Origin of the sequence: Enterococcus sp. S22(2020) (assembly GCF_020295385.1) — a bacterium.
GTDB lineage: Bacteria > Bacillota > Bacilli > Lactobacillales > Enterococcaceae > Enterococcus_L > Enterococcus_L dunnyi.
In genome coordinates, this window is sequence record NZ_JACFUD010000003.1 from 464,164 (window position 1) to 485,528 (window position 21,365).

Sequence of the window (21,365 nt, forward strand, 5' to 3'; positions counted from 1 at the left end):
TGATAAGATTAAGCATGAAAGGACGTTGAAAATTTATGGAAAAGATTCAAGCAGTTGCTTTTTTTGATTTAGACGGCACATTACTGAACGAAAAATCTGAAATTACTTCTGAGATTTCAACCGCTATCCAGGCATTGAAAGATAATCATGTATTACCTTTGATCGCTACTGGTCGGACGATAGTAGAGATCGAGCATATCATGAAAGATAGCGGGATCGATTCAGCTATTGTGATGAATGGTCAATTGATCCAAGTTGAAGGAAAGAACGTGTATTCAAATGAGTTTACACCGGAAGAAGTTGCTAAGATGCAAAAACATGTCAAACAGCAAGGACACGAGATTTCTTATTATAATGATCGCCATATTTGGTGTTCAGGACACAACGAAATCGTTTCAAATGCCTATGCTTTCATTCATTCAAAACCACCTATGATCGATCCTTTTAACACTGAAAATAAGACTGTTAATATGATGTTAGTACTCTCAGAAGATGGCGATGAACATTATTTGGAACACTTCCCTGAGATGACGTTTTACCGAAATGGTCCCTACTCTATTGATACAGTCAGAAAAGGTGTTTCAAAAGGTTCTGGTGTTCAAAATCTATTCAAAAGTCTTGATCTTCCAAAAGTTCCGACATTTGCTTTTGGAGATGGCATCAACGACCTTGCGTTGTTTGATGCATGTGATAATAAAATTGCGATGGGCAATGCTCGAGCTGAGTTGAAAGAACGCTCAAGTTATATCACAAAGAAAAATACGGATGGCGGTATTGTTCATGCTTTGAAGCATTTTGATTTAATTTGATCAAAAATAAAAATCCCACTTCTTTATTTAGAAGATGGGATTTCTTTTTTTTGTCTTTTTTGATGAACACAGATAACTGATCCTGTCACTTGTACCAATAAAAGCACCGCTAAAAAAATACTTAAAGCAATATGCCCTCGTTCAAACGTTTTTACTAACAATACAAGTAAAATGAAGCTGCTTATTGAATACAGTGACCATTGTTTATCCATAATATCTAGACCCCTTTGGTTTGTTAAGATAAGGATAGGACTTTTACTGAGAAAAAGCAAGGATGTTTTGACTATCTGAGAGTTTTCCTCTGTTTTTTTAGTATATCTTTATAATTCTAAGCAAAATTTAAATAATCATTCCAAAATACTGCCTTTTTACTTCTTGCCTTAGAGTAAAGAAAACACATTTCTAAAAAAGAAAATAGGATTATTTCTAATAAATCAATGATTTCAAACCTATAGAAAAAGTGATACACTGTTTTTATCGCATACTTTACTTCAAGGAGATTTTGTAATGACAGAATCAAAACAAAAAAATTTACAACTCATTTTAGATACTTGTTTATTAGCTGGAAAAATAATGACAGAAAGTGGTTCTGAAGTGTATCGTGTGGAAGATACAATGAACCGCATCGCAGAAAATGCTGGTCAAAAAGAAAGTGTGAGCTACGTAACTGCTACAGGTCTTTTTATGGGGTTTCGCTCGAGTAATTTTACGCAATTAGAAAATGTGACTGAACGCAGTATCAATTTGGAAAAAGTGGCCATTGTCAATAATCTTTCTCGGCAGTTCGCTAACCAAGAAATTTCTCTAACTGAGCTTAACCATAAATTAGTCAATATCGACACTGAAGCACCAACATATTCGATGACGCTGCAAATTTTTGCAGCCGGGATTGTCAGTTGCACCTTGATGTATATTTTTGGCGGGAGTTGGGATGATTTTCTAGCTACATTCTTTATTGGTATGACCGGCTTTAGTGTAGCTCATTTCACAAAGGAGTGGCTCCACATTAAATTCTTAGATGACTTTCTGGCTTCTTTTACAATTGGTCTGCTCGCATATTTTGCAGTGACCTTCCATCTAGCTGGTAATGTCGATAACATCATTATTGGTGCTGTGATGCCATTGGTTCCTGGGGTGGCGATCACAAATTCATTCAGAGACATTTTAGCTGGACATCTGTTAAGCGGAACAGCACGGGCAACAGAAGCGGTATTTATTGCAGGTTCGATCGGTATCGGCATTGCGATCGTTTTCAAACTATTTATGTAAGGAGAAATTATTTTGGAAATTGTGATTCATTGTCTTTTTAGTTATTTAAGCACCATTACATTTGGAATCGTGACGAATGTCCCAAGAAAATTGCTAAATGCTTGCGGAATCACTGGTACTGTTGGCTGGATGATCTTTTGGTCAACTAAAAACCTGGAGGCCGGAGCGATTTTTGCAAATTTTCTCGGCGCCATTGGTATCGGTTTGATGAGCATCTTTTTTTCACGACGGAAGAAAATGCCAATGACTATCTTTAATATTCCCAGCCTTGTTCCGCTAGTTCCAGGCGGTCCGGCTTATCAAGCAGTTCGCAGTATCGTTTTAGGTGACTACGTCAACGGCATGCATTTCATTATCAAAGTGATCATGACTGCTGGAGCGATTGCAGCTGGTTTCATGGTCACAGGAATCGTAGAACGTCTGTTAAAAAATATTTTAGATAAAAAAGAAGTCAAGACTAATCGATAGTCTTGACTTCTTTCTTAATCTACTGACAGCTCTGCTTCTTCTTCAAAAAAAAGCAATAAATCCTGTAGGGTCAGTTTTTCCTTCTCGGTTTTATTCAAGTCTTTAATGATCCGACCTTTTTGTAAGACGATCAGCCGATTGCCATATTCTAACGCGTCTTCCATTCGGTGAGTGATCATTAAACAAGTCAAATCAGCTTCTTTGATTCGTTGATCGGTTAGATGCATCAATTGTTTTGACGTTTTAGGATCTAAAGCTGCTGTATGTTCATCTAACAATAACAACTCTGGTTTAGTCAATGTCGCCATCAGCAAGCTCAATGCTTGTCTTTGCCCGCCAGAAAGATTACCAGTTGGGGTATCCAAATGATTTTCCAGTCCATTTCCTACTTCACTGCAGATTTTTGTAAAAAAAGTTCGCTGCTCACTGATTTTTCTTAAGCGTAGGCTTCTTTTTTGTCCTCGGTACATTGCCAAAAGTAGATTTTCTGCAACAGTCATTCGTGGTGCTGTTCCCATTTTAGGATCTTGAAAAACGCGGGAGAAAAAAGTTGCCCGTTTTTCTTCAGAATAATTCGTGATTTTTTGTTGATTGATAAACAAGTCACCTTCACTTAGAGACAATGTTCCAGCGATGCTGTTGAACAGCGTGCTTTTACCAGCCCCATTTCCACCTAAAACAGTGACAAATTCACCTTTTTCAATCGTTAGATTCACATTATTCAAAATGATCTTTGTTTCATTTAGACCATTATCGATTCTTTTAGTCGCATGTTTCAATTCAAGTACAGTACTCATTTTTCAGCCTCCTTCTCAGGTAGAAAGTGAAGATTCAATGCTTTTTTCAACTGCGGTATCATTAAACAAACTGCTAAAATCACAGCAGAGAATATTTTCAAGTAGGTCGTATCAAAGCCTAATTTGATCACAGCTAAAATCAATAATTGATAAATGATGCTACCTACAACGATCGCGACCAAACGCTCTGCAAATGTCAACTCACCGAAAAGCACCTCGCCAATAATGATCGATGCAAGTCCAATGACGATCACGCCTGTTCCCTTATTGACATCCGCATAGCCATCATTCTGGGCAATCAGTGCCCCTGATAATGCGATCACGCCATTTGATAACGTTAAACCTAAAATTTTCATTGAATCTGTTTTGATGCCAAGTGAACGAGCCATATGTTCATTGTCTCCCGTAGCAATATAAGCCTGTCCTAGATTCGTATTGAAGAAAAAGAGTAATAAACTAATGATGATCACAAGAAAAATCACACCTAGAAAAACGATGTCGTAATAATTCGGTAAATCAAATTGTAAAAAGAAATCCTGAATTTTTGGCTTATTTAACAATGATAGATTGGGTGTCTGCATGACATACAGAATCACTGAATTTAGTCCTGACATCACTAATATTCCAGCTAAAATCACTGGTATTTTCCCTTTTGTGAATAGCAATCCTGTGACCAATCCAGCGCACATACCAGCTAAAACACCTAATAATGTCGCAAAAACTGGATGGATTCCTGAAGTGATAGCAGTCACACAAACCGCTCCGCCTAATGGAAATGACCCTTCTGTTGTCATATCCGGAAAATTTAAAATTCGATAGGTCATAAAAATACCTAACCCTAAGATTGCCCATAGCATCCCTTGTCCAATTGCTGAAACGATCATTTCTTCCACTCCTATTCTACGATTTTAGCTTTTTCTCGAATGTTTTCAGGAATTTTGATTCCTAATTTGTCTGCTTGTTTTTGGTTGATAATGATATCACCTGAATCAAAAGTATAAATCGGCGTCGTTGCCGGCTGTGATTTTCCTGAAAGAATCGCAGCTGCCATTTTCCCAGTTTGAACACCAAGATCAAATTGATTAATTCCTACAGTCGCGACTCCTCCTTGTTCGACCATTGTATCCACAGAAGGGAAAATCGGCACTTTCGCTTTATCAGCTTCATTCACTACGGTTTGCATCGCATTAGCAATTGTGTTATCTGTCGGAATATAGATCATATCCACTTCACTAGCCATCACTTGAACCGTTTGCGCAATTTCATTACTTGATGGCACAGCATATGTTTTGACTGTCATACCTTTTTTCTCTGCAACTTTCTTTGCTTCCTCGACTTGGTATTTAGAGTTTTCTTCGGATGAAGCGTATAAGATACCTACTTTTTTATTGTTCGGCACTAATTTTGCGATCAAGTCAAACTGAGCATCAACAGGAGATTTATCACTGACACCTGTAATATTCCCTCCTGGTTTTTCATTGCTTTTGACCAAACCCGCACTCACTGGATCAGTGATCGCTCCCAGAATGATCGGCCGCTCAGAAGTTGTATTCGCCAATGCTTGTGCGGCTGGTGTCGCTATGCCGATCAGGACATCTGATTTTTTCTCCTGCACTAGCTGTTGACTCATTGTCGCAAGTTTACTTTGATCAGCTTGTCCGTTTTGAAAAACCAATGTCATATTTTTGCCATCTTCATAACCTTCTTCTTTCAGTCCCGCTTGGATACCTTTATAAATTTGGTCTAATGCAGGATGGCTCACAAATTGAAGCACACCAACTGTAGGTAATTTTTCTTTTTGTGTTTCTCTTTTTTCTATAAAAAATGACCCAATCAAAAAGATAATAATGGCAGCTACTACAAATGATAAACGATTTTTTCTCATTTTTTCTCCTCCTAAATTGAAATTTTCTAAACAAAAAAACAACAGCAAGTCCTAAAAAGGAGCGGCCGTTGTTTTAAACAAAAACCGCATAGATCAAACATCTATGCGGTCAGAAATCATTTTTAATAAACCGACATAGATACAAACTTTAGAAAAAATTCTAATTCGTTGTATCTATGAGAGCACCATACATACAACTATCTACGCCAGTTTTGCCATGAGTTATTCAATTGGTTGTTTGGTGTGGATAGCTTCATCATGTAATCACTCCTATAGTTTTTCTGTTAAATGTAGTCTACACTACTTATGATTTATTCGTCAAGGTCAAAAAACGTTAAATTGAATTTTTTTTTCGTAAATGCTGATTTTTCAGGCGCTTTCGATAGCTCCAACTATCTTTTTGTTTCTTGTATGGATAAAAGTTTAAATGGGTAAACATTTTTTGCGACGCTTCATTCCAGTTGAAAATCTCACTTACCGTGATTCGTTCTCTACCAAGTTTTTTCGCTTTATAGATAAAGTATTTGGTAACCATACGACCGATATGACGGTTTTGAAATGCCTGATCGATGACAATTGCATAATCGTCCTCTGCCAGCCAGACATCTCCGATCGTTTGAAAGCAATCGCCATCACGATATTCAATATAGTAAAGAAATCCATGCTCATTTTGCCAATGATACATTTGCTTTACCTGCTCTTTACTGTAAATCGTTTCTATTCCTACGATATTACGCATATTTTCCGGATCTTGATACCATTTCAATGCTTCATTTCTAAATTTATCAAAAGGGCTTAGCCGGATCGATTCATTTATACGGACTTTTTTTAGGCTATTTTGATTGAAAGAGGACTCAGTAGACATCTGAGTCCTCTTTCTTACTAAATCAGTTGCCAACGTCCGCCATTTAATACTTGTCACGTCGATCACTTCTTACATAAACACGCTGCATAGCAGGTTGGATTATCCCAAGCTTCAATAATAGGATCAAAATCAATTCTTTCATCGTAAGCCCTTCTTTCTAGTAGTTACGTCATTATTCTGCAGGAACTTCAGCTTCAGTCGGCTGTTCCTGCACTTGTCCTTGTTCGTCGACTTCTTGCGTTTGTGTCTCTTGTGTTGTCTGAGTTGTTTCAGCAGTTGAATGTGTTGTATTTTCTGCCGGTGTTTGGACCGTTGGCTCCACGCTTGACAATGGCAACTGATTCAAAGCAGGGATCAATGTTGTCTTTATATCTTGACTAGTTTCTAAAGTAAAGCGATTTTTTTCTTTGCCGCTTTCAAAAAAGATCACCGTAGTTTCATCTTTTTTTAGCTTATACTTTTCTTCGATTTTTTCAGCATTATAAACAATTGGGTAGATATAAATACTATGATTGAATGTCTTCATCTGATCCGTATCTTTTAAAACATCGATTACTGCATCATACGTTTTTCCACTCGGAACAGAAAACAAAACCGTCATTGCTGTTTTTTCACTAATTTGCTGATCTGCCGTTTTAGCATCTAAATAATTTGCTTTTTTTGCTAATTTGGTTTGACTCACAATCGATTGAATTTGAGAGGCACGAATATTTGCCTGTACTTTAGGGATCATAAAAAATAAACTAATAATAAATAAAACTGCGATACCAATAATGATAGCTGTCATTTTTTTCTGTTTATTTAAATAATCAATAACATCATCTTTTGCATCAATAAAATTTTTCTTCACTTTACTCTCCCCTTATCACTTCTCTCCTTTATTATACCTTTACTTCTTTTTTTTTCCTAGTATAAAATATTTTCCTGGATTTATTTTAAAAAATTATAATCTAACAACTTAATAAACCAATTATATAATTTTAACGCCACAGTTTTGCAAGCGGTTACTTTGTGATAAAATATACATAAAGAAAGATCGGGAGGGATGATCATGAGTTCTGTAGAAAAGTTGAGCATCGATCAGATTACGAAAGAAAATCCACTTTTATCCAATTTTCGAAGCATCATTGAAACAAGTTTTTACAGGAATAACGTTCATAAAGTGACTCGATTAAGCGACTGTTATATCTTAGCAAAAAATGCTTTGGGCACAATTGTCACTGACATTCCAGTCTATCAGCCAGAAAAACTCGAATTACCGGCCGATGCAAAGGTCTTAGTCTCAAACGATGGAAAAATAGTCGGCAGAAGTGCGATGGCCAGAAGAATTATCGGTGATCCTGAGGTGGACACTGCCTTTTATAGCGGACTTTTACGTGAAGCAATCTATCAGAGTTCTCAAAAAGATTGTTATCATAGCGAGGTTTATGTCGGACTTTCAGCAGATTTCATGATCAAATGCCACCTTCAACTTCCAAAAGGCTTTGAGCACAGTCTTTATGCCTATCTCTTAAATTTCCAATCCACAACGAGTGCTTACCATACGCAATACACTGCTTCGGCTCATTATGAGGAAGGAGATATTTATGTCTATGCCGATCCTACATGGGTGCACCCGGATTTTCCAGATGGCTTAGTATTGATCGATCATAAGCACAATGTTGCTGCTGTTTTGGGACTGCGCTATTTTGGAGAATTGAAAAAGGCTACTTTAACATTAGCTTGGGCGATCGCACATCGAAATGGCTTCATTGCTTGCCATGGTGGGCTAAAACAATATAACTTAGTTGAAAAAAAATATACTATGGCTGTTTTTGGTTTGTCAGGTTCAGGTAAATCAACGATTACTTTAGCCGACCATCAAAATCAGCATAATGTGACCGTTCTTCATGATGATGCTTTTATCATATCTAAAAAGAATGGCTCCACTACTGCCTTAGAGCCTGCCTATTTCGATAAAACACAAGACTATCCAATGAAAGATCCAAGTATAAACTTTTTTTTAACTGGTCACAATATTGGCGTTACTCTTAATGAACAGCACCAAAAAGTTCTAGTGACTGAAGATATTAGAAACAATAACGGACGAACGATCAAATCACGGTATGCAACGCCTAATAGAAAGGATCATCTGCCAGAAAAGCTGGATGCTGTTTATTGGATCATGAAAGATGACAGCTTACCGCCGATCGTCAAGATCGATGATCCTGTGTTAGCTGCAATCTTTGGTTTGACCCTAGCGACCAAACGATCGACAGCCGAGAATGTCTTACCTGAGACAGACTTAGATCGATTGGTTATTGAGCCTTTTGCGAATCCTTTCCGTGCTTATCCATTAACAGAAGATTATCAGGATTTCAAGGAATTGTTTGAACAGCAAACGGTCGACTGTTACGTTTTAAATACTGGCTATTTTAATGGACAAAAAATCAGCCCGCAGCAAACATTATCCTGCATCGAAGCCGTGATAAACAATACAGAGACATTTCTCCCTTTTGGTCCATTATCTTCAATGAGTTATGCACCAACAGATTCATTGCTTCCTGATTTTCATGATCCAAATTATTTAGTAAAAATCCAAGATAGTTTGAGCTATAGGCTTGATTTCATTCAACAACAAAAAAACGAGCGACAAGACGATCCCGTCCTTCCAAATGAAATCGAGTTGTTCATACAGAAATTAATAGACGAGTTAGAAGCTGCCAAAGCAGCGATCAGTGAATGAACTATAAACAGCTGTTGACAAACATTTTGACCTAGCCTATACTTTCAGTAATGATAAATAAATTAGAATACGATGAAAAGAAGAGTACTGTTTTTAGAAAATTGATTAGAGAGTCTCGGTAGCTGAAAAGAGATAATTTGCTATTACAGGAAAATGACCTTTTCGTAAGAAGATGTGAGCTGAGGTAAGCATGTTCTGGGTGCGCCCAATATAGTGCAATGGTATTGAAGAATTGATTCTGTACCTGGTTGAGGGAAATCTTGTGAGAGATTTCCAAAATGAAGGTGGTAACGCGAGCATTCGCCCTTTACTTTGAAGAAAGTATAGGGTTTTTTTGTATTTTTCAACTTACTAAACTGAAATAATGGAGGAATTATTATGACAAACAACAAACAAAAAATCCCTTTTCGCTATGACATCGTTGGTAGTTTTTTACGCACAGAGCCTTTGAAAGAAGCTCGTCAAGCTTTTGCTGACGGAACGATCTCAAAAGAAAAGCTAACTGAAATCGAAGATCAAGAGATCATCAAATTGATAGAAAAACAAAAAGCAGTAGGGCTTTCAGCTGTAACAGACGGTGAATTTCGTCGTCGCTGGTGGCATTTAGATTTTATTGCAGGGTTGAACGGGATCACTGTTTTTGATTTTGAAACAACTGCTTTTGGAATTACCACTGAAGCTCAAGGGACATTTGTCAGTGGTCCACTCTCTTTTTCGAAAGACCACCCGTTTCTTGATCATTTTCGTTTTACTCAACGCCATGCAGCACCACTTTTGGCTAAACAAACGATTCCTGGTCCGAACATGATTTTTCTAGACTCATTGATCTTATCAAAACAATATAATGAAAATCCGATCTATGATTCTTTGGCTGCATTCAAACAAGACTTGATCAAAACGTATCAAGATGCGATCCAAGCGTTCTATGATGCAGGCTGTCGATACTTGCAATTGGATGATACCAGTTGGGGCGGGTTGTTTGATGATCGTTTCCGTGAAATGATCAAAGCAAGTGGCTTGAATCCAGATCAATTGCTTCAGGATTTTCAGGAAGTAACAGAACAAGCATTAGCTAAAAAGCCAGCCGATTTAGCTGTTACCTTCCATTTTTGTAAAGGGAACTTCCAGTCTCATTGGTTATATAATGGCTCTTATGAAACAATTGCCAAAAATCTCTTTTCGATCCAAGCATTCGATGGTTTCTTTTTAGAGTATGACGATGAGCGTTCTGGCGGATTTGAACCATTAGAAAAATTACACGATCAGCGAATCGTTTTAGGCTTGATCACAACAAAAACAGGAAACTTAGAAAGTTCTGAGGCGATTATTGCTCGAATCAAAGAAGCAAGCCAATATGTACCTTTAGAGCAAATTTGCTTGTCTCCGCAATGCGGTTTCGCGTCCACCCACGAAGGAAATCATTTAACAGAAGAAGAGCAGTGGGAAAAAATCGCGCTTGTTAAAACAATCGCTGAAACTGTTTGGACAGATGCATAAACAAAAAAAGCAGGAAAAAACGAATTCTTCGTTTTTTCCTGCTTTTTTAGTCGAACCGTATGCTTAATACATTCCTGTTCTCTATCGATTGACTGAACGAGCCATACGATTGATCGTATGCCGCATTCCTCGAATCGCCAATGACATTTCGTAAATATTTTCAGCTGGAGCTAATCCGCCATATCCAGCGTCTCCGATGTGCTGGATGTCTACTCCACAGATCTTATTCAGCAAAGCGATTTGACGAATCGTTTCTTTACTAGCACTTTCTTGACTCGTACCAATCGCTGACATTGTCAATAGATCGTATTTTTTGGCAATAGCGATTGCCGCCTTCATATCTTCTTCAGAGAATCCTTGAACCGTTCCAACTGCCGGTAATAGTAGAATATCTGCCCCTGCTTTAGCGTAAGCTTCAACTGCTTCGGTAGAAACAACTGGTTCATCTGAACCAGCACTGTGCATTTTCCCAGCAATGATCAACCCAGAAAAATTTTCCTTTGCTATTTTTACTGCTTTAGCAATTTCAGCATTTGTCACACCTGTTCCAGGATTTCCTGTTAAACAGATAAAATCAACGCCCATCTCTTCTGCTCGCTGAATCGTTTCTTTAGAGCTTGTACGCCCTTTTGCAATCGTCAGTTTTTCGCTAAACATTTGAGAAGATTCGTCTACAGGCTCTAAATTCACACCCACTGGACGCCCGATCAATTTTTTCAAGATCGGAATTGGGTTGATCTGATTTTCTTCTGGATGCTGCCAGTAGTTCATTACCTCTTCAAGGGACATCCCTGGAATCCCTTGTACGACTGGATTAAAACAATCAAATAAATTCAGTAGAATCAAATCGGCACCAAAAGCCGCTGCTACCTCTGCATTGCTGATATCTCCTGCCTGTGGTGATGCAGCTACGACATTCTCTGAAAGGATCGTCCGCCCTTCACTTGCTTTGATGGACTGTTTTAGTTCCTGAGCAGTCATCTTAGCAACATCACTGTAGCTTGCACTGATCAATCTTTTTACCATACTTCTGCCTCCTTATAATAAAAGCCATTTGCTGATTAAAAATTGGTACTCCATTCATTATACTAAACATTTGAAAAATACGCAGACATTTACTGATCCATGTCTAGCCTATTCGATTTTTTATATTTTATTCCTCACTCCTTTATAAATAAAAAGAACTCCGTTATAATGGTACTATTATGTTTATAGAATTGAGGGATGTTTATGTCATTTGATGGCGTATTTACACATACCATGGTTTTGGAATTATCTGATACCTTAGTAACAGGCCGAATTTCTAGAATTCATCAGCCTTATGAAAATGAAATTGTTTTAGTTATACGATCAAAAGGAAAAAATCATAAATTACTTTTATCTGCTCACCCGAGTTATGCACGAATCCAGTTGACAGACATTGCTTATGCAAATCCTGATACACCGCCTAATTTCGTGATGATGCTGCGTAAATTTTTGGAAGGGGCGATTTTAGAACAGATCCATCAAGTCGATAACGATCGAGTCGTCCATTTTACTTTTACAAAAAGAGATGAACTAGGTGATTTACAAAATATTGTACTGATCGTTGAATTGATGGGTAGACACAGCACGATCATTTTGATGAATAAAGAAAATGGAAAAATCCTGGATGCGATCAAGCATATCGGCAGTTCACAGAATAGCTATCGTTCCTTGCTTCCTGGTGTTGACTATATCGATCCGCCCAAACAGGAATCTCAGAATCCTTTTTCCTCAAGTAAAGAAAAAGTTTTTGCGATTTTATCCCAAGCTTCTGTTTTGGATGGCAAATATCTTCAGTCTCAATTTCAAGGCTTAGGCAGAGATACGGCAGATGAGCTTGCCCATCGATTAAATGAACGGCCGAATGAAAAAATGCTCGTTTGGGAAGCCTTCTGGTTCGATCTTTTAAGTAAGATCACCCCTACTTTGACGATAACTGAGAAAAAAGAGTACTTTACTCCTCTGCCGTTTAAGTCACTTGAAGGAACACAAACGACTTATCGAACCTTGAGTGAATTACTTGATGCTTTTTACGGTGGTAAAGCTGAGAAGGATCGTGTAAAACAGCAAGGTGGGGAACTGATCCACAAACTCGATAATGAGCTGAAACGCAATCAAACAAAAATTCTAAAGCTTCAACAAACATTGGCTGATACTGAACTTGCTGAGAACTACCGCCGAGATGGTGAACTTTTGACGACTTTCATGGCACAAGTTCCTAAAGGAGCTGAATTTGTGGAATTGCCGAATTATTACGAGGAAGACAAGCCATTAAAAATAAAATTGAATCCTGCTTTAAGCCCTAATCAAAATGCCCAAAAATATTTCCAAAAATACCAAAAACTTAAAAACGCCGTTAAAATCGTTCACAGTCAAATTGAACAGGCTACACAAGAAGTCGGTTATTTGGAGTCTGTTTTAGCTCAGTTGGAAATCGCAGGCCCCATGGATATTGATTTGATTCGTGAAGAATTGATTGAACAAGGCTATATCAAAAAACGCGCCGCTAAAAAACAAAAGCAGTCTAAGCAAAGCAAAGCAGAAGAATTCTATTCTAGTGATGGAACATTGATTTTAGTTGGACGTAATAATCTGCAAAACGATCAATTGACTCTCCGCTCTGCTAAAAAAACTGATATTTGGCTACATGCAAAAGATATTCCTGGTTCACACGTGATCATCAAGGATACCGATCCATCTGAAACCACATTACTTGAAGCCGCAATGTTAGCTGCATACTACTCTAAATATCGTTTATCCGCTCAAGTCCCTGTGGATTATGTTCAGGTGAAATACGTGCATAAACCGAATGGTGCTAAACCAGGGTACGTCATATATGAAAATCAAAAAACACTCTATGTTACACCAGAAGAAGATTCAATAAGAAAATTGAAAGAAAACAAAAGTAGTTAATTTTATAGGCTATGACTAAATTTAATCGAACAAAAAGAGGTATAAATTCGCATTGTACGCGAGCTTATCCCTCTTTTTGCTTTATTTCTGGGCAACCATTGCCCGTTTGACTAAATTATTGGCTACTTCCGAAATAATGGTATTTGCTGAAGTCCCATTTAATACTGGTCTTTTTAGTGTCATATAAAAAATATATTTAGGATCTTCCGTCGGTGTGATCGTCACAACAGAATGCAAATAATCTTGTTTCTGATATATGCCGTTTTCAAAAAACTCCGCCGTTCCTGTTTTAGCAGATACATTTAGACCATCTATGGCATATTCTTTTCCCATGCCATATTTAGGATCTGTCGTTACATCTTTCATGTATTCCAACACTTTTGAGGCTGTTTCACTTGAAATCGGTGTGCCTGTCACTTGAGGCTCGACCAGTTTTTCTTCCCCATTTGAAGAAACAACACGACTGATGATATTTGGTTTCAACATTTGTCCATTGTTAGCAATCGCTGTGTAGGCCTGCAGCATCTGCAGATGAGTAACGGAAATTCCTTGCCCATAAGAAGTCATTGCTCTATCGACAGTCGTTTTATTCTGTATCTCCCCTGCGGCTTCACCAGATAAACCAAAATTAGTCGACTGTCCAAAACCAAACTTCGTTAAATAGTCTTGCCACAGTTCCGGCATTCGTTCTTGAAGTGTGACCATCCCAACATTACTTGACCACGCTAACCCTTGCCTAAATGTCATATTCCCTTCGCCCACACCATTATTCCAATCACTGATGGTGGTATCATCCACCTTGATAGCGCCTGAAGTAAATTGTTCGTTTTCATCAAATTTATGTTCTTGTAAGGCACTTGCGACCATCATACTTTTCATGGTCGACCCCGGTTCGTAAACTTCCTCCAACAAAATATTGGTCCAACGCGGATTAGGGCCATCCAGTCCTTTTCTTGTATCTAGTTCAAAAGAGGGACGCTGTGATGTCGCTAAAATATTTCCTGTTTTAGCTTCCATAAGTGTTGCCGTCACATGTTCAGGCTGATAAGTATTCACAACATTATCCATGAGTTCTTCTAAATAGAATTGCAGATTGCTATCTAATGTTGTGTAAATATCACTGCCATTTTCCCGTTTGGTTTCTTTTACACTTTCTGGCTTTACATCGCCGAGGGAAGAATTTTTTTCATAGCTTCTTGAACCGTTTTTACCAGCGAGTTGATCATTATAAGCTTCTTCGATCCCCATCACACCTTGCTCATTTCCTTGATCATCTTGTTGCGTATAGCCAATAAAGTATGAAGCAAAGTTGCCAACCTGATAGCTCCGTTTTTTCTCTTCTTTAAAATAAATTCCTGAAATCTTTTGATCATCTAATGCTTCTTGAATTTGTCGTTTCGTTTCAAAGTTCAAATTTTTGCCATTTGTACCAAATTCCACTGTAGTGATTGGTTCTCCGTCCTCGTTCACACTGGGTTTTAACTGTTTTAATGTCATATCTTTATCGATTCCTACCACTTTTTGAAAAATGTCAGCAATGGCATTCCAATCTTTTTCTTGTACATAAAGCTTTTTACCATCTAAATCTGTATAATTTTTATCTAAAATCGCATAGAGCGAAAAAGCACTGGAATCTTCGACTAATACGTTCCCATCTTTATCAAAAATCGATCCTCTTTTTGCCTCTAGTGTTTCGTGTACTTCATAAAGTTCTTTCGTCTTCTCAGCCAAAGAACTCCCTGCAACTTTGCCAGTGATCACAATATAAGACAAACGAATGGTAAATAATAAAAAGATCAAAATGATCAAAAATAAAACGATCACACCTACTCGTTTTCGGTTTTTTAGCGTTGAAAGGTTACGACTATTGAAGAATTCTTTGATTTTTTTCATTCTTGTTCTCTCCGTTGGCAGTTTTATGGTGAAATCCGTTTTGACTCAGCACTTTTATTTTAACTCTTTTTCGATGTTATTTTTGGTTCTTCCACTTTTCTTAAGCAAAAATTAGACACTCATTTCTGTCCATTTTTTCAAAGAATTTGTAGGGAATCGAGCATTCGGAATTATGACTAAAAAAAGAGTGCTCCGAACATTTGCCGTTCAAGATCACTCTCATTTTTGCTTTATTTCTTTCTTGCTTTGTGAACTTTGAGTTGCTTCCCTTTGATCGTTCGATCTTTCATTGCTTGAAGTACAATGCTGCCTTTCCCATTTAAGATATCAATATAGGTCACATTCTCTTGAATTGTGATGATGCCGATATCTTCAGCAGTGATTCCTTCGATTGAAGTAAGAGTTCCTACAAAGTCTAATGCGCGTAATTTTTTCTTTTTCCCACCGTTAAAATAAAGCTTCATGATATCCTGCTCTAATGCTTTACCTTTTGGCGATTGCAGCACTTGCTTAGTAGTGATTTTCTTCTCAAATGTTCCTCGGCTGCGTGCGACTTGTTTCGCATTTGGTAAACTGATTTGGTTCATTTTAAACCCACCGTATGCTTCTATTTCTTTTTTCAGTTCTTGATCTTTTGCTGTGAAAAAGGTTAACGCAAAGCCCTCCTTACCTGCTCGTCCTGTTCTCCCCACTCGATGAATGTAACTTTCTTTTTCATAAGGGGCGTCCATATTGATCACATGAGTGATATTCTCAATATCGATCCCTCTTGCTGCAACGTCCGTTGCCACCAAGTAACGAAATCGTTTATTTCTAAAGGCATCCATCACTTCAAAACGATCTTCTTGGATCATTCCTCCATGAATTTTACCAACAGGGTAGCCAGCGTCGACGAGATGATCGTAAGTATTATCTACTTTCTCTTGCGTGTTACAAAAAATGATACATGAGTCAGGATTTTCAACAACTGTCAGTGCTTCTAATGCAGCAAATTTTTCCTCATCAGCAACTGGTAAAAATGCATGTTGGATTTTTGGGACGGTCTTTTCAGTTGCTTCGACTGTTATCATTTTCGGTTCTGATAAATAGTTTTGGCTCAATTCTACGATTTTTTCAGGCATTGTTGCAGAAAACAATAATGTTTGTCTTTGCTTTGGCAAAGCCTGAATGATCTCCTTGACTTGTTCGATAAACCCCATATTCAGCATTTCATCTGCTTCATCGATCACTACATAGCGGATCTTATCAAGGGACAACGTACCTTTCAAAATATGGTCAGATACACGACCTGGTGTTCCAACAACAATATGGCTTTTTTGTTTGAGCTCTGACTTTTGCTTGATAAATGATGCTTTACCATATACTGCTGTTGTTTTTACTCGCTTGTACCGTCCAATATTGATCAAATCTTCTTGGACTTGTTGGGCCAACTCTCTTGTTGGTTCAAGAATCAAAGCCTGTGGTTTGTTTTCAAGCCACTCAACTTTTTCACATATGGGAATACCAAAACTAGCAGTTTTCCCACTGCCAGTCTGTGACTGAACAAGCAAATCTTTTCCAGCCAGAAGCTCTGGAATCACCGCTTGTTGGACGATCGTTGGGTATTTATAGCCTAAATCAGACACTGCTTTTCTTATTTCTTCTTCTAATGGAAAATCTGTAAACTTATTTTTTATCATAAGAACCTCATTCTTTTGTCTAGTCATCTTTTTGATTGTATGTAAAAAATGATCGTAAGTGTAATGTTTGTTCAGATCAAACATTTTCCGCTACAATGGACTATAGCACAGCTAACTTATATAGAGAAGGTCTTTTTATGAACTTATTGAAAAAATCCGGTTTTTATTTACTGGTCATTGTTGTTATCGCCGAATTAAGCGTTCCCTTTTTTCTTGCTAGATACTATCCTAATTATGACTCTATCACTATGTTGATCAGTGATTTTGGTGAAGAAGGCAGCCCAGTACGACATATGTTTAAGCTTTGGCAGTTGATTGATGGTAGTTTGTTTTTACTAACAATTCCTAGTTTTTATCTGCGTTTTAGTCAAACATCTCCCATTCTTAGTAAATGGCTAGGAATAATGATGGCGGTTTTCGCGATCGGTGATTGTATCACAACTGGTATTTTGGATCGTTCAACCAATCCGTTAGAAGCTGGAATTGAATCCTTTGTCCATGATTATGCTTCTGGAGCCGGTTTTACAGCTTTGTTGGCAGCGACCTTTCTGTTGATCCTGCTTTATAAAATGGAAAATAATTCCTTCGTGGTTCGGACATTTACGATGATTTTTATCGTTTCATTATGTTTGCTGCTTCTTTATGCTGCCCCAAAATTGCCTGTACTAAATACACTGAATATTCCTTTTCGCGGCTTATGGCAACGATTGAATCTACTTTTTTTGTATTTGCCGTTCTTTTTCGTTGCTTTGAAAAATCTATAAATCAATCAATAAAAAAATCATTACCACACTAGAAATAGCTAGTGAGTAATGATTCTTTTTTTATCATTCACCCAGGATCATTAATTGACATTTTCGATTACGCTGACGGTTTTGATCGAAGTCGATGAAATAGATATAGCCAACGGAACCGATCTGCAGCTGTTTTTCTCTAAGGATAAATGTTTCACTTGCCCCAAACAGTGAAGCGCGGATATGAGCATCACCATTCAATATCGTTCCCGGATCACATGGGTAATTCGGATCATCTAAGCTCATCAAAAATTCAAGATGTTTTGGACCTGGATAACGGTAATTTGTTTCTTCTGACAATTCTCTTGGGATTATTTTATCCAAGATACGATTTAGATCTACTTGGAGAAATTCGTCTCCATTAAAATCCGTATCATGTACATATTCCTCAAAAATCACTGAACAGGTTGTATGAGGTGATTGAACGACACACAATCCATTATTTATTCCACTTTCTGCTACAGCAGCTTTTACCTGCTCGGTAATATTGTGATAGCTCACACGTTGGCCATTAGACGTCAAAACTAAGTCTTTGGTATATGTTTTCATTTTCTTTGCTCCCTTTGTTCACTGCGAACTGCTGCAACTGTCTCCACCATTTCCATTAAGGTTTGTTCTGGATCTGCCGCACATACAATTCCGCTTGTACCGCCCGTTCCATCTGCACCAGACTCTATCGCCAGACGCACATCTTGGGCTGAACTGATTCCTGCAGCTTGTAGAACTAATGTATTTGGTGAAACACTTTTGACTGCTTCATTTGTTTGATTCATATAAGAAGCATCACTTGTTTTGCCAGTTCCGATCAATTCTGTTGGCTCACAAACCATGACATCTGGCGCCAACGTAGCGATCGCTTGTGCTTCAGCGATCGAATCTGCACAGGCAATGACCAAAATACCCAACTCTTCTGCCCGCTTCATAATTTTGACTAGATCATTTACACCAACTGGATGTTCAGCATGGTTCAAAAACGTTGCTTGAACACCTGCTGCCACAAGTCCTTCTGGTAAAATATAACCCATTCCCGGCCCTACATTCAGATTATCCATATGCTGAACAGTGATGATCAAATGCTTCGTTTCTTGTGCGATTCGAAAAGCATCTGCATACTGAACAGTGAAAAAGATATCGATTGAATATTTCTCGGCTAGTGCGTCTGCTGTTTTAGCCAATTTTAAAGCTTCTTCTCCATATAAATAGGCTTTAGGATTCACACAGAAAAACGGCGGGTTGATTGTTCTTTTTTCCACTTATACTTCACCTCTCATTTTGTTTCAAAAACTTCGTAATAGTGACTTAACGTTTGTTCGATCGCTTGATTCGCTAATTTTTTCAGCTCAAAATAATCTGTAGGTTTTACTCCTTCGATTTCCTTCATCGCTGCTGTGATAAAATCAGTGAAAATATTGATTTTAGCAATTCCTTCAGTTGCACAGCGTTTCAGATTGGTATCTCCAGATGACGACCCGCCATGTAAGACAAGTGGTGTTGGCAGTGCTGCTTTCAATTCCGCCAAGCGTTCAAAACTGATTTTAGGTGTTCCTTTATAAAAGCCGTGAGCGGTGCCGATCGATACAGCTAATGAATCGACCTGTGTCTGATTTACAAACGCAACAGCATCTGCGACTTCTGTGTAGATCGAGTCACTTTGATCATGATTTTCGTAATTCACACCGGAACCAACAAAGCCAATTTCTGCTTCGACTACGACCTCTCTTGCATGAGCGTAATCAACGATTGCTTTTGTTCGGCGAACGTTTTCTTCAAAGGAATCTTGTGAAGCATCGATCATGACAGAAGTAAACCCTAGGTCAATTGCCTGCTTTATGATATTCTCATCCTGTCCATGATCTAAGTGTAAAACGACTGGTACTGCGGCTTTTTTAGCCAAATACTTACCGACCAGCGCTGCTTCTTCCAAAGACATCATCTCTAAATGGGCCTGAGCAAATGCTAATATCAGCGGCTTGTTCATTTGATTTGCGACGGCTGTATAAGCCCGAGCAGAATCCAGATCGAAGAAATTGGCAGCCGGAATAGCATAATGATTTTCTTGTGCCTGTTTAAATAATTCTTTTGACGTAACTAACAAGGGTAGTCCTCCTATTCATTGAGTTTTGCTTCGATTTCTTGATACATTTCATCTGTCCCGATACCTGTTAACAAGGGTAAGCCCATAATAACTTTTTCTTTGATTTGATCAGGAACAACCGTTGTACTGACGATAATATCGTAGTCATCGATTCGATTCATTTCATCAGCAACTTTTGATTGGTATAAACGAACATCATTTTCATATCCTTTACTTTTTAGCCATTCTTTCACCTTGTTCGTCACGATCGTCGAGGTTGCAACGCCTGTGCCGCACATGATCAACATTTTTTTCATTTGATTTCTTCCTTTCTATTCAACAACTTTATTTTTTTTAGGGAGAACTTTATTTACATAGATCAAGCCTGCTAAAACTACAGCGCCGATGATCGCCAAGCCGCCCCAACTCAATACTTTTGTTAAGCCAACATACATCCATGTAGTCCATAATCCGCCTTCAGCAAGTGCTGTAATACTTGAATTTCCTTGCAGGTCAAAATTATCTGCTTTAGCAGACATTGTTACAAGCGGTGCGACCCATGAAGTAATATACAAAATGCTAACCATATAAATAGAACCTGCAATCACTGTTCGGACAATATTTCCACCAAAAACAGCAGCCATCAAGCAAACTAAGAATGGGATCGTTGCAAGGTCTCCAAACGGTAAGGTGGTATTTCCAGGAAGAACGACTGCCAGTAAAATAGTGATCGGTACTAATAATAAAGAAGAAGATAGAACTGCTGGATGACCTACAGATAAAGCCGCATCCATACCAATATACAACTCTCGTCCTGGGAAACGTTTTTTAACAAATTCATTTGCTGCTTCTGAAATCGGCGTTAACCCTTCCATCAGCAAGGCCACCATTCTTGGCATCAAAATCATGACAGCTCCCGTTTTAACAGCCAACTGACCAACGCCAGCTACGTCATACCCTGCAAAAATACCGATCACTAACCCGATCAAAAAGCCCATTACCGCAGAGTCACCAAAAATTCCAAAGCGTTTTTGAATCGTTTCAGGATCTGCTTTCCAATTCTTGATACCTGGAATTCGGTCAAATAGCCAATTCATCGGCAGTGCGAAGATAAATCCCGGAGCTGCAGTTCCATGAGGAAACGTGATATTTGGGAATCCGTAAAACTTCTTGACGATCGGTCCTAAAATATCTCCAAATAAAAGAATCATCATCATATAAACGACTGTTGCAGCAATTCCTATAGCAAAATTGCCAGTTAATGCATAGACAAGTGAAGCTACAAACGCAGCATGCCAAAAATTCCAAATATCAACATCTAATGTTTTTGTTAAACCTAAAATGATCAAGAGTACGTTTAGTAATACACCGATCGGAATCGCTAAACTTCCTAATACTGTTCCATAAGAAATTGCTGCAGCAGCAGGCCATCCCACATCGATGGTCGTCAAATTAAGTCCAAACCGCTCAACCATCGCTTGTGCTGCAGGTCCTAAGCTAGAACTTAATAGATCGATCACTAGGTTTAACCCTACAAAGCCAACACCAACAGTCAATGCTGAGGTAAACGCCTTTCCAGGCTTCGTTCCAAGAATAATACCAAACACAAAAATCAGAATCGGTAACACAACGATCGCACCTAAATCAACAAACCATTGTAATGCATTTAACAT

Annotated in this window: 21 protein-coding genes; 7 read left to right on the forward strand and 14 right to left on the reverse strand. The window is 38.2% G+C overall.

Annotated elements, in window-relative coordinates; genetic code table 11:
* Positions 1-35 precede the first annotated feature (35 nt).
* Entirely contained in the window at positions 36-809 is a 774-nt protein-coding gene (locus H3T55_RS07950; RefSeq protein WP_225534035.1) for a Cof-type HAD-IIB family hydrolase, read from the forward strand.
* A 23-nt stretch (positions 810-832) separates the two neighbouring features.
* Here the strand turns inward: H3T55_RS07950 and H3T55_RS07955 are convergent, their stop codons facing one another.
* The gene (locus H3T55_RS07955; RefSeq protein WP_088268645.1) at positions 833-1,021 is read right to left on the reverse strand and encodes a hypothetical protein; all 189 of its coding nucleotides are present in this window, start codon (positions 1,019-1,021) and stop codon (positions 833-835) included.
* A gap of 295 nt (positions 1,022-1,316) precedes the next feature.
* Between H3T55_RS07955 and H3T55_RS07960 the strand changes: the two genes are divergently transcribed.
* Entirely contained in the window at positions 1,317-2,078 is a 762-nt protein-coding gene (locus tag H3T55_RS07960; protein WP_225534036.1) for a threonine/serine exporter family protein, read from the forward strand.
* Positions 2,079-2,090: 12 nt separating this feature from the next.
* Positions 2,091-2,546 (forward strand): threonine/serine exporter family protein, encoded by a 456-nt coding sequence (locus H3T55_RS07965; RefSeq protein WP_087639975.1) that lies wholly within the window; start codon positions 2,091-2,093, stop codon positions 2,544-2,546.
* 14 nt (positions 2,547-2,560) lie between these two features.
* Here the strand turns inward: H3T55_RS07965 and H3T55_RS07970 are convergent, their stop codons facing one another.
* The 5 genes from H3T55_RS07970 to H3T55_RS07990 form a co-directional block, all read right to left on the reverse strand.
* Positions 2,561-3,343, reverse strand: coding sequence for an ABC transporter ATP-binding protein (locus H3T55_RS07970; protein ID WP_225534037.1), 783 nt, complete (start codon positions 3,341-3,343; stop codon positions 2,561-2,563).
* Positions 3,340-4,227 carry an ABC transporter permease gene (locus H3T55_RS07975; RefSeq protein WP_087639973.1) on the reverse strand — a complete coding sequence of 296 codons (888 nt, stop codon included), beginning with the start codon at positions 4,225-4,227 and terminating at the stop codon, positions 3,340-3,342. The genes H3T55_RS07970 and H3T55_RS07975 overlap by 4 nt, the downstream gene beginning before the upstream one ends.
* Before the next feature lie 11 nt (positions 4,228-4,238).
* Positions 4,239-5,228 (reverse strand): tryptophan ABC transporter substrate-binding protein, encoded by a 990-nt coding sequence (gene trpX, locus H3T55_RS07980; RefSeq protein WP_087639972.1) that lies wholly within the window; start codon positions 5,226-5,228, stop codon positions 4,239-4,241.
* Between the two features lie 334 nt (positions 5,229-5,562).
* Positions 5,563-6,093, reverse strand: coding sequence for a GNAT family N-acetyltransferase (locus H3T55_RS07985; RefSeq protein WP_225534038.1), 531 nt, complete (start codon positions 6,091-6,093; stop codon positions 5,563-5,565).
* 172 nt (positions 6,094-6,265) lie between these two features.
* Positions 6,266-6,943: a hypothetical protein gene (locus tag H3T55_RS07990; RefSeq protein WP_087639970.1), complete on the reverse strand. Its 678-nt coding sequence runs from the start codon at positions 6,941-6,943 to the stop codon at positions 6,266-6,268.
* A gap of 201 nt (positions 6,944-7,144) precedes the next feature.
* Between H3T55_RS07990 and H3T55_RS07995 the strand changes: the two genes are divergently transcribed.
* Together H3T55_RS07995 and H3T55_RS08000 are read left to right on the forward strand one after the other, a co-directional pair.
* Positions 7,145-8,818 carry a phosphoenolpyruvate carboxykinase (ATP) gene (locus H3T55_RS07995; protein ID WP_225534039.1) on the forward strand — a complete coding sequence of 558 codons (1,674 nt, stop codon included), beginning with the start codon at positions 7,145-7,147 and terminating at the stop codon, positions 8,816-8,818.
* 378 nt (positions 8,819-9,196) lie between these two features.
* Positions 9,197-10,315: a 5-methyltetrahydropteroyltriglutamate--homocysteine S-methyltransferase gene (locus H3T55_RS08000; RefSeq protein ID WP_225534040.1), complete on the forward strand. Its 1,119-nt coding sequence runs from the start codon at positions 9,197-9,199 to the stop codon at positions 10,313-10,315.
* Positions 10,316-10,396: 81 nt separating this feature from the next.
* On the opposite strand, the gene H3T55_RS08005 is transcribed toward H3T55_RS08000, so the two are convergent.
* A complete protein-coding gene (locus H3T55_RS08005; protein WP_087639967.1) occupies positions 10,397-11,341 on the reverse strand; it encodes a radical SAM protein in 945 nt (314 codons plus the stop codon).
* Positions 11,342-11,545: 204 nt separating this feature from the next.
* Between H3T55_RS08005 and efbA the strand changes: the two genes are divergently transcribed.
* Positions 11,546-13,252 (forward strand): fibronectin-binding protein EfbA, encoded by a 1,707-nt coding sequence (efbA, locus tag H3T55_RS08010; RefSeq protein WP_225534041.1) that lies wholly within the window; start codon positions 11,546-11,548, stop codon positions 13,250-13,252.
* 81 nt (positions 13,253-13,333) lie between these two features.
* Here efbA and H3T55_RS08015 read toward each other — a convergent pair whose 3' ends face one another.
* On the reverse strand, positions 13,334-15,145 hold the full coding sequence (locus H3T55_RS08015; protein WP_225534042.1) for a penicillin-binding transpeptidase domain-containing protein: 1,812 nt from the start codon (positions 15,143-15,145) through the stop codon (positions 13,334-13,336).
* Between the two features lie 230 nt (positions 15,146-15,375).
* Positions 15,376-16,824 carry a DEAD/DEAH box helicase gene (locus H3T55_RS08020; RefSeq protein WP_225534043.1) on the reverse strand — a complete coding sequence of 483 codons (1,449 nt, stop codon included), beginning with the start codon at positions 16,822-16,824 and terminating at the stop codon, positions 15,376-15,378.
* A 137-nt stretch (positions 16,825-16,961) separates the two neighbouring features.
* On the opposite strand from H3T55_RS08020, the gene H3T55_RS08025 reads away from it, so the two are divergent.
* Positions 16,962-17,588, forward strand: coding sequence for a DUF998 domain-containing protein (locus tag H3T55_RS08025; RefSeq protein WP_225534044.1), 627 nt, complete (start codon positions 16,962-16,964; stop codon positions 17,586-17,588).
* Positions 17,589-17,651: 63 nt separating this feature from the next.
* Here H3T55_RS08025 and H3T55_RS08030 read toward each other — a convergent pair whose 3' ends face one another.
* Genes H3T55_RS08030 through H3T55_RS08050 form a run of 5 tightly spaced genes read right to left on the reverse strand, consistent with a single transcriptional unit; the run spans position 17,652 to position 21,365 of the window.
* Positions 17,652-18,167 carry a YjbQ family protein gene (locus H3T55_RS08030; RefSeq protein WP_225534045.1) on the reverse strand — a complete coding sequence of 172 codons (516 nt, stop codon included), beginning with the start codon at positions 18,165-18,167 and terminating at the stop codon, positions 17,652-17,654.
* A complete protein-coding gene (locus H3T55_RS08035; RefSeq protein WP_225534046.1) occupies positions 18,164-18,871 on the reverse strand; it encodes a triose-phosphate isomerase in 708 nt (235 codons plus the stop codon). The genes H3T55_RS08030 and H3T55_RS08035 overlap by 4 nt, the downstream gene beginning before the upstream one ends.
* 14 nt (positions 18,872-18,885) lie before the next feature.
* Positions 18,886-19,713 carry a class II fructose-bisphosphate aldolase gene (locus H3T55_RS08040; RefSeq protein ID WP_225534047.1) on the reverse strand — a complete coding sequence of 276 codons (828 nt, stop codon included), beginning with the start codon at positions 19,711-19,713 and terminating at the stop codon, positions 18,886-18,888.
* Between the two features lie 11 nt (positions 19,714-19,724).
* Entirely contained in the window at positions 19,725-20,009 is a 285-nt protein-coding gene (locus tag H3T55_RS08045; RefSeq protein ID WP_087639959.1) for a PTS sugar transporter subunit IIB, read from the reverse strand.
* A 15-nt stretch (positions 20,010-20,024) separates the two neighbouring features.
* Positions 20,025-21,365, reverse strand: coding sequence for a PTS galactitol transporter subunit IIC (locus H3T55_RS08050; RefSeq protein ID WP_225534048.1), 1,341 nt, complete (start codon positions 21,363-21,365; stop codon positions 20,025-20,027).